This window comes from Pelomonas sp. KK5 (assembly GCF_001984095.1).
Taxonomy (GTDB): Bacteria; Pseudomonadota; Gammaproteobacteria; order Burkholderiales; family Burkholderiaceae_C; genus KK5.
The window spans coordinates 1-8,223 of record NZ_LYVQ01000263.1; the positions used below are offsets into that span (position 1 = coordinate 1).

General features: G+C 68.8%; 10 protein-coding genes. All 10 read left to right on the forward strand.

The window, feature by feature from the left end:
- The coding region (locus tag B0W88_RS27270; protein WP_144007000.1) for an energy transducer TonB at nucleotides 1-391 on the forward strand (391 nt) is incomplete at its 5' end.
- A 37-nt stretch (nucleotides 392-428) separates the two neighbouring features.
- Complete coding sequence (locus B0W88_RS27275) at nucleotides 429-1,181, forward strand: MotA/TolQ/ExbB proton channel family protein (RefSeq protein ID WP_077037719.1); 753 nt, start codon at nucleotides 429-431, stop codon at nucleotides 1,179-1,181.
- A 19-nt stretch (nucleotides 1,182-1,200) separates the two neighbouring features.
- On the forward strand, nucleotides 1,201-1,620 hold the full coding sequence (locus tag B0W88_RS27280; RefSeq protein WP_077037720.1) for a biopolymer transporter ExbD: 420 nt from the start codon (nucleotides 1,201-1,203) through the stop codon (nucleotides 1,618-1,620).
- Between the two features lie 174 nt (nucleotides 1,621-1,794).
- The gene (locus B0W88_RS27285) at nucleotides 1,795-4,032 is read left to right on the forward strand and encodes a TonB-dependent siderophore receptor (RefSeq protein WP_077037721.1); all 2,238 of its coding nucleotides are present in this window, start codon (nucleotides 1,795-1,797) and stop codon (nucleotides 4,030-4,032) included.
- Nucleotides 4,033-4,042: 10 nt separating this feature from the next.
- Entirely contained in the window at nucleotides 4,043-4,726 is a 684-nt protein-coding gene (locus B0W88_RS27290) for a Fe2+-dependent dioxygenase (RefSeq protein ID WP_077037722.1), read from the forward strand.
- Nucleotides 4,723-5,829 carry an alpha-hydroxy acid oxidase gene (locus B0W88_RS27295; RefSeq protein WP_077037723.1) on the forward strand — a complete coding sequence of 369 codons (1,107 nt, stop codon included), beginning with the start codon at nucleotides 4,723-4,725 and terminating at the stop codon, nucleotides 5,827-5,829. The genes B0W88_RS27290 and B0W88_RS27295 overlap by 4 nt, the downstream gene beginning before the upstream one ends.
- Before the next feature lie 17 nt (nucleotides 5,830-5,846).
- Nucleotides 5,847-6,131, forward strand: a complete 285-nt coding sequence (locus B0W88_RS27300; RefSeq protein WP_077037724.1) for a PepSY domain-containing protein — start codon at nucleotides 5,847-5,849, stop codon at nucleotides 6,129-6,131.
- A gap of 4 nt (nucleotides 6,132-6,135) precedes the next feature.
- Nucleotides 6,136-6,678 (forward strand): cytochrome b/b6 domain-containing protein, encoded by a 543-nt coding sequence (locus B0W88_RS27305; RefSeq protein ID WP_233151864.1) that lies wholly within the window; start codon nucleotides 6,136-6,138, stop codon nucleotides 6,676-6,678.
- A 200-nt stretch (nucleotides 6,679-6,878) separates the two neighbouring features.
- Nucleotides 6,879-7,319 (forward strand): SWIB/MDM2 domain-containing protein, encoded by a 441-nt coding sequence (locus B0W88_RS27310; protein ID WP_077037725.1) that lies wholly within the window; start codon nucleotides 6,879-6,881, stop codon nucleotides 7,317-7,319.
- 320 nt (nucleotides 7,320-7,639) lie between these two features.
- Nucleotides 7,640-8,223: MHFG family PEP-CTERM protein (locus B0W88_RS27315; protein ID WP_198937953.1), on the forward strand; the 584-nt coding region annotated here is incomplete at its 3' end.

Sequence of the window (8,223 nt, forward strand, 5' to 3'; positions counted from 1 at the left end):
GCCCAGCTTCGTCGTGCCCGAGCCCACGCCGGCCCCGCCGACGCCGCTGGTCTCGCCGCCGATGCCGCCGGCGCCTCCCGCCGTCCAGGCCGCGCCCGCGGCGCCGGCCCCGAAGAAGGTGGCGCCGAGCTCGGTGCGCTACCTGAAGGAGCCGACGCTCAATTTCCCGCTGCTCGCCAAGCGGGCCCATGAATCCGGCCTGGTCGTGCTGCGCATCGTCGTCGATGCCGGCGGCCGCCTGAAGGAAGCCACGGTCCACAAGTCCTCCGGCTTCGAGCGCATCGACCAGCAGGCCCTGCAGGACATCCGCAGCGCCCGCTTCGTGCCGCAGATGGAAGAAGGCAAGCCCATCGAGTGGGAAACGCTCGCGCGGCTGGACTACATCCTCTGATCGATCACCGACTGTTTTTGAAGAAGACACCCGTCACATGGAACCCACCACCACCACCGTCGCTTCCGTTGGCTTCGGCCATTTCATCGCCCAGTCCGACGCCGTCGGCAAGTTCCTGCTGGGCGTGCTGATCGTGATGTCCATCGCCTCCTGGGCGCTGATCGTCGCCAAGGGCCTGGCCCAGTACCTGCGCAACAAGCGCGGCGGCGCCTTCCTCGAGTTCTTCTGGAATGCCCGCTCGCTCGATGCGGTGCAGGCCGAGCTGAACACGCACGGCGCCCGCGACCCGTTCTCGCACCTCACCGCCCACTCGCTGCACGCCCAGGCCCACCATGCCCGCCACGGCGCCGCGCGCCTGGCCGAGGCCGGCACCGCCAACGACTTCATCACCCGCACGATCAAGAAGGTGCTCGACGAAGAGACAACGCGCCTCGAATCGGGCCTGACCACGCTGGCCACCGTCGGCGCGACGGCCCCCTTCGTCGGCCTGTTCGGCACCGTCTGGGGCGTCTACCACGCGCTGCTGGCCATCGGCATGAGCGGCTCGGGCACGCTGGACAAGGTGGCCGGCCCGGTCGGCGAGGCGCTGATCATGACCGGCATCGGCCTGGCGGTGGCGATTCCCGCGGTGATGGCCTACAACGCCTTCGCCCGAGGCAACCGCGTGCTGTCGGCGCGCCTGGATGCCTTCGCCTACGAGCTGCACAGCTTCCTGACGCTGGGCGAGGCGCCCGGTGCGGCGGTGCAGGCCGGCGCCAACGTGCGCTCGCTGAAGCCCGCCGCGGCCTGAGCGCGAAGGAGCACGAGCCATGGCCTTCGCCTCCTTCGACAGCAAGCGCGCCAGCACCCCGATGGCGGAGATCAACATGGTCCCGCTGATCGACGTGATGCTGGTGCTGCTGGTGATCTTCATCGTCACCGCGCCGCTGCTGACCAACGCCGTCAAGCTCGACCTGCCCAAGGTCAGCTCGCAGGTGAACGAGCTCAAGCCCGACAAGGTCGAGTTCGCCATCGACGCCGAGGGCCAGCGCTACTGGAACGGCGAGCCGCTGACCCGCGCCGAGGCCGTCGCGCGCTTCGCCGCCGAGGGCCAGAAGGCCCAGCAGCCCGAACTGCACCTGCGCGCCGACCAGAACGTGCCCTACCGGGCCGTGGCCGAGACCCTGGCCGACGCCAGCAAGGCCGGCCTGACGCGCATCGGTTTCGTCAGCGAGCCCGAGCGCCCGTGACCCGCCCCTGATTCACTGAAGAACAACCCCGCGGCCTGACAGCAGCCAGCAAGCCTCGTCAGCCAGCCAGTCCGAAACGGCCGCCCCGTCCATCGACACAAGCAGTCCCTTCGCACCGATGCCGGTGCGGCGGACGGCTGCTGCCCATTTCATCGAGTACTGGAGACCTGCACCATGTCCCGCAAGCACAAGAAGACCACCCCGGCGCGCCACGCGCTGCTGCCCCTGGGCGCGCTCGCCGCCGGCTTCGGCCTGGCCTCGGCCGCCCTCGCGCAGACCGCCGCACCGGCCGCCGCCGATGCCAAGGACGACCAGGCGCTGCCGGTCGTGCGCGTCAAGGCCGCCGCGGAGCAGCAGGGCAAGGAAGCCTACCTGGCCACCGAGACCCGCATCGGCAAGGGCAAGCAGGACATCCGCGACATCCCGCAGGCCGTGACCATCATCACCGAGAAGCTGCTGGACGACCGCAACTTCGACAACGTCAAGGAAGTGCTGCGCAACACCTCGGGCATCACCTTCCAGGCGGCCGAAGGCGGCGAGGAAGACATCAAGATCCACGGCATCTCGCTGCAGGGCACCGGCGACGTCTTCATCGACGGCATGCGCGACCCGGCCTTCTACGACCGCGACACCTTCTTCCTCGACCGCATCGAGCTGCTGCGCGGTTCCGGCGCGCTGATGTTCGGCCGCGGCTCCACCGGCGGTGCGCTGAACCAGCAGACCAAGAAGGCCATCCTGGCCGACCAGAACCAGATCGACGTGACCCTGTCCAGCCACAGCGGCCTGCGCAGCGTCGGCGACTTCAACAAGCGCACCGGCGAGACCTCGGCCCTGCGCGTCGGCCTGATGAAGGACGACGCCGACAGCGACGGCGCCGGCAACAAGGTGGACAAGATCGGCGCGGGCGGCAGCTTCCGCTACGGCATCGGCGAGGAGGACGAGTTCGGCGTCACCGCCTACGTGCTGGACAACAACAACGGCATCAACTACGGCATGCCCTGGATCAAGCCGACGTCGGCCTCGGCCACCAGCACTTCCACGCTGGTGCCGGTCGATCCGAACAACTACTACGGCATGGCCAGCGACTTCAACAAGGGCGGCATCAAGTACCTGATGCTGGACCACACGCACCGCTTCAGCAGCGATGTGGAGCTGGTCACCAAGGTCCGCTACGCCGACTACTACCGCGACATGCGCGCCAGCCTGATCCGCCTGGCCACCGGCACGGGTCTGGACAACCTCGGCCCGAACACCGTGCTTTCGCGCAACCTGCAGATCAAGAAGCAGGACATGCAGACGCTGACCGCGCAGAGCGACCTGCAGGCCAAGGTCAAGATCGCCGGCTTCGAGAACACCATCCTGACCGGCGTGGACTTCGCCCGCGAGGCCAAGCAGGTCTATGCCGCCTACTCGGCCGCGCAGGGCGGTGTCGTCCCGGCCAAGCCCAGCACGACGCTGGGCACCCCGTACGACGGCGCCAGCAGCAACGAGAGCCTGCGCAGCTTCCGCACCAGCAGCGACTACGTCTCCAAGGGCCTCGGCGCCTACCTGCAGGACATGGTGCAGGTCGCTCCGATGTGGAAGGTCGTGGCCGGCCTGCGCTACGACAAGGTCGACGGCGACTACAACGGCTACACGATCCCGAACAACGCGCAGGGCCCCGTCACCACGACGCCCTACCAGATGCGCATCTCCGAATGGAGCAAGCGCGCGGCGGTGCTGTTCCAGCCGAGCGACTCGCTGTCCTTCCACCTGATGGGCGCCACCGCGTTCAACACCTCGGGCGACGCCTATTCGCTGGGCGCGGCCAATGCCGCCATCCCGCCGGAGAAGTCGGTCAACGTCGAACTCGGCGCCAAGATCGACTCCTTCGACGGCAAGCTGAGCACGCAGATCGGCATCTTCCGCAACACCAAGCTGCATGAGCGCAATACCGACCCGCTGACCAACCTGGTCGAGCTGTCCGGCAAGCGCCACGCCGCCGGCGTGGACGTGAACGTGATCGGCCGCATCACGCCGCAGTGGGAGGTCTTCGCCACGGCCACCTGGATGCCGGTGGCCAAGATCGATATCGGCGTCCCCGGTGCCGAAGGCCAGGGCACCCGTCCTTCGCTGACGCCGCGCTACTCGGGCAACTTCTGGACCACCTACCAGTTCACGCCCGCCCTGCGCCTGGGCACCGGTGCCAACGCCCGCAGCGGCCAGCAGCCCAACCGCAACCCCGGCTTCTACGCGCCGAAGTTCGTCATCTTCAACCTGATGGGCGAATACGCGGCCGTGCCGGACACGCTGCTGTTCCGCGTCAACATCGACAACGTCGCGAACAAGCGCTATGCCGATGCGCTGTACACGGCCTTCTACGTGCCCGGCACCGGCCGCATCGTGTCCCTGACCGGAACATACAAGTTCTAATAGCGCCACGATGCTGCTGACGATCGCGAACGTCCTGTCCCCCGAGGCGCTGCGCCAGGCGCGAGAGCTGCTTGCGCAAGCCGCCTGGCAGGACGGTCGCGCCAGCGCCGGCAGGCAGGCGGCCGCGGTGAAGAACAACGAGCAGCTGCCCCCGGGCAGCGAGCAGGCCAAGGCCCTGCAGGCGCTCATCCTGCAGGCGCTGGAGCGCCATCCGATGTTCTTCTCCGCCACCCTGCCCAAGCGGGTGCTGCCGCCGATGTTCAACCGCTACGCCGGCAGCGCCAACGCCTACGGCCGCCATGTGGACCAGGCGGTGCGCTACCTGCCCGGCGGCCTGCAGCGGGTGCGCACCGACATCTCCTGCACGCTGTTCCTCAGCGACCCGGCCGACTACGACGGCGGCGAGCTCTGCATCGCCGACACCTTCGGCGAGCAGCGCGTCAAGCTGGCCGCCGGCGACCTGGTCATCTATCCCGGCACCAGCGTCCATCATGTGGCGCCGGTCACCCGCGGCGCACGGCTGGCGAGCTTCTTCTGGATCGAGAGCATGGTGCGCAGCGACGAGCAGCGCCGGCTGCTCTACGAGATGGACCTCGCGCTGATGGCGCTGCGCGGCGAGCATGGCGAGACCGATGCCGTGGTGCAGCTGACCGGCACGTATCACAACCTGTTGCGGATGTGGGCCGACACGTGAGTGCGCCGCGCATCGAGGCGCTGCCAGAGGGCGTGGCCAACCTGGCCGACTTCGAGGCCGCCGCCCGAGCCCGGCTCGACGACAAGGCCTGGGCCTACCTTGTCGGTGGTGCCGCCGACGAGATCACCCGCGATGCGAACCGCAGCGCCTGGGACCGCATCCGCCTGCATCCCCGCGTGCTGCGCGACCTCTCCGGCGGCCACACGCGCACGACGCTGCTGGGCCGCACGCTGCAATGGCCGGTGCTGCTCGCGCCGATCGCCTATCAGCGCCTCTTCCACGCCGACGGCGAGCTGGCGATCGGCCATGCCGCCGCCGCGCAGTGCGCCGGCCTGATCCTCAGCGCCCAGTCCAGCGTCGAGATGGAAGCCGTAGCGGCGCCGATGCATGCCGAGCCCGAGGCCGGCCCGCTGTGGTTCCAGCTCTACTGGCGCGACGACCGCGAGTTCATGCAGGCGCTGATCCAGCGCGTCGAGGCGGCCGGCTACCAGGCGCTGGTGCTGACCGTCGATGCGCCGGTGCACGGCGCCCGCGACCGCGAGCGCCGCGCCGGCTTCCAGCTCCCCGACGACATCCGCGCCGTCAACCTCGGCGGCCGCAAGAAGCCGCTGGACTTGCGGCCCGGCCAGAGCGCGCTGTTCGACGGCCTGATGCCGCGCGCCGCCACCTGGCGCGAGATCGACTGGCTGCGCGAGCACTCGAAGCTGCCCCTGCTGCTCAAGGGCGTCGCCCATGCGGACGATGCGCGCGAGGCGCTGGCGCGTGGCGTGACCGGCTTCGTCGTCTCCAACCACGGCGGCCGCGCGCTCGACACGCTGCCCGCCACCGCCGAGCTGCTGCCACCCTTGCGCGCCGCGCTGGGCCCCGAGGTGCCGCTGCTGGTCGACGGCGGCATCCGCCGCGGCACCGACGTGCTGAAGGCCATTGCGCTGGGCGCCGATGCGGTGCTGCTCGGCCGGCCTTACGTGCATGCGCTGGCCGCCGCCGGCGCCTTGGGCGTGGCCCACGCGCTGCGCCTGCTGCGCGACGAACTGGAAATCGCGATGGCCCTGAGCGGCTGCCGCACCCTGGCCGATGCCGGCCCGCCCCTGTTATTTGACTGACCTCAAGAGGCCCCCTGATGAAGACCACCCTGATCGCCACCCTGCTGCTCGCCACCGCCGGCACCGCCTTCGCCCACGGCAATGTGTCCTGCCCGGTCGTGCCCAAGGAAGAGAAGAAGCCGCAGATGGACCTGCAGAAGAAGCTCGAGTCCGAAGGCTGGAAGGTGCGCCGCGTCCAGAACTACAACAACTGCTACGAGGTCTACGGCCTCGACGACAAGGGCCAGAAGGCCGAGGCCTTCTTCCATCCGAAGACCTTCGAGCGCGTCTGGCCCGAGGGCGAGAGCGCGCCGGCGAAGTAAGTCGGTGATCCGCGTCTGGGACGCGCTGCTGCGCAGCCTGCACTGGCTGCTCGCCGTGGCGGTGCTGACCGCCTGGTTCAGCGGCCACCTGCTGGAGCACTGGTTCGCGCAGGTCCATCACACGGCCGGCTATGTGGCCGGCGCTGTCGTTGTCGTGCGCGTGCTGTGGGGCTTCGCCGGCCCGAGGCATGCGCGCTTTGCCTCCTTCGTGCGCGGCCCGCGGGCCACCGCCGCCTACGCGCGCGAGGTGGCCGCTTCACGCGAGCCGCGCTACCTCGGCCACAACCCGCTGGGCGGCTGGATGGTCGTCGCGCTGCTCGTCGCCGTCGCCGCGGCGGTCATCACCGGCATGCTCTTCATCAGCGATTGGCTGTGGGGCTATGGCTGGCTCGCCGACCTGCACGAGGCCCTGGCCTGGCTGCTGATGGTGCTCGTCATCGGCCATTGGGCGGGTGTCGCCTTCACCGGCCTGCGCCATCGAGAGAACCTCGTAACGTCCATGTTCAGCGGCATGAAGCGCGCTGCGAGTGAACGTGATGTGCCGTGAGCTGATGCAAGGCCGCGACAACCTCGGGTAAACACAGTGCCCATCGCGTGAGAAGCGGCGCTTCTCCTCTATGAAACGCTTCTCAGCGCCAGAGGTGCGCAGTACCATTGCCGCCGCAGGGTGCTAGAGAGTATTGAAGGCTTATGCGGCCTTCACCCGTGGCCCGGCACATCAACAACACTTTGATGGAGAGAATCGAAATGGCAACTGCGAAGAAGGCCGCGCCCGCGAAGAAGGCGGCGCCGGCCAAGAAGGCCGCGGCACCTGCGAAGAAGGCAGCCGCGCCGGCGAAGAAGGCTGCGGCTCCCGCGAAGAAGGCCGCACCGGCGAAGAAGGCCGCTCCCGCGAAGAAGGCTGCTCCGGCCAAGAAGGCCGCAGCCCCCGCGAAGAAGCGCACCCCCAACGCCGCGTTCATGAAGGCCATGACCCCCAGCGCGGCGCTCGCCGCCATCGTCGGCTCGGCCCCGCTGCCGCGCACCGACGTGACCAAGAAGGTCTGGGAGTACATCAAGAAGAACAAGCTGCAGGACGAGCTGCAGAAGCGCGTCATCAACGCCGACGCCAAGCTGAAGGAAATCTTCGGCAAGGCCAAGGCCGACATGTTCGAGATGACCAAGCTGATCAACAGCCACCTGAAGTGATCGTTGCCGTCGGCGCAAGCCGGCGACCGATCGATAACAAGCCCGGCACTGCCGGGCTTTTTCTTTGTGCGGATTCCGGACGAAGCGTGACTTATGTATCGAGACGTCACCCGCACTCAGGGGTGACGCCGGGGAAGGACGGCTGACTTGCCCTCCTACACTGCTTTCATGGCGGGCGCAATGATTGCCCGGTCCAGGGAAACACTAGAACGATTTCAGGCCAGGAACCCCGCATGTCTCTTCTTGCAACACTCGCACTCGCCGCTTCGGGCGCGACGCTTCCCGTGTGCAGCTGGGACAAGCCGGGGGTCAATCCTTTCATGGGCGATGTGGTCGCCGCCGTCGACCGCTACCAGGACATCCCGAGCCGCACCCGCGACAAGCTCAAGGCCCGCATGGCCCGGCGCGACTACGACGAGATCGTCAGCATCAAGCGCGACGGCATCAAGGGCCAGGCCACCTACGGCGGCGACATCACCGACATGTACTTCGGCCAGGGCAGCGTGTGCCGCACCGTGACCCGCTCGAAGTGGACCGATGCGATGGAAGAGCGCGGCCTCGTCTACTGCGAGGACGGCCAGTGCATCCTGGTGCCCACCGTCTGCCGCAACGTGAGCCGCATCCGCCGCATGGCGCCGCGTCCGGTCGCGATGGCCGCTGCCACGCCGCCGGCCTCGGCCGACAGCTATGTCGCCCCGCCGGAGACCGAACTCGAGATGGACCCCACCGGCGCCGGCCCCGGCGGCGCCTCGCCGACCAGCTTCGCCGGCATGGCGCCGCCGAGCCTGGACAGCGGGCTCCCCGCGTCGCCGGGTTCGCTGCTGCCCAACACGCCCGGCGGCGGCATCACGCCGCCGGCGCCGATCCTGCCCGGCCTGCCGGTGCTGCCGCCCAGCGTGAACAC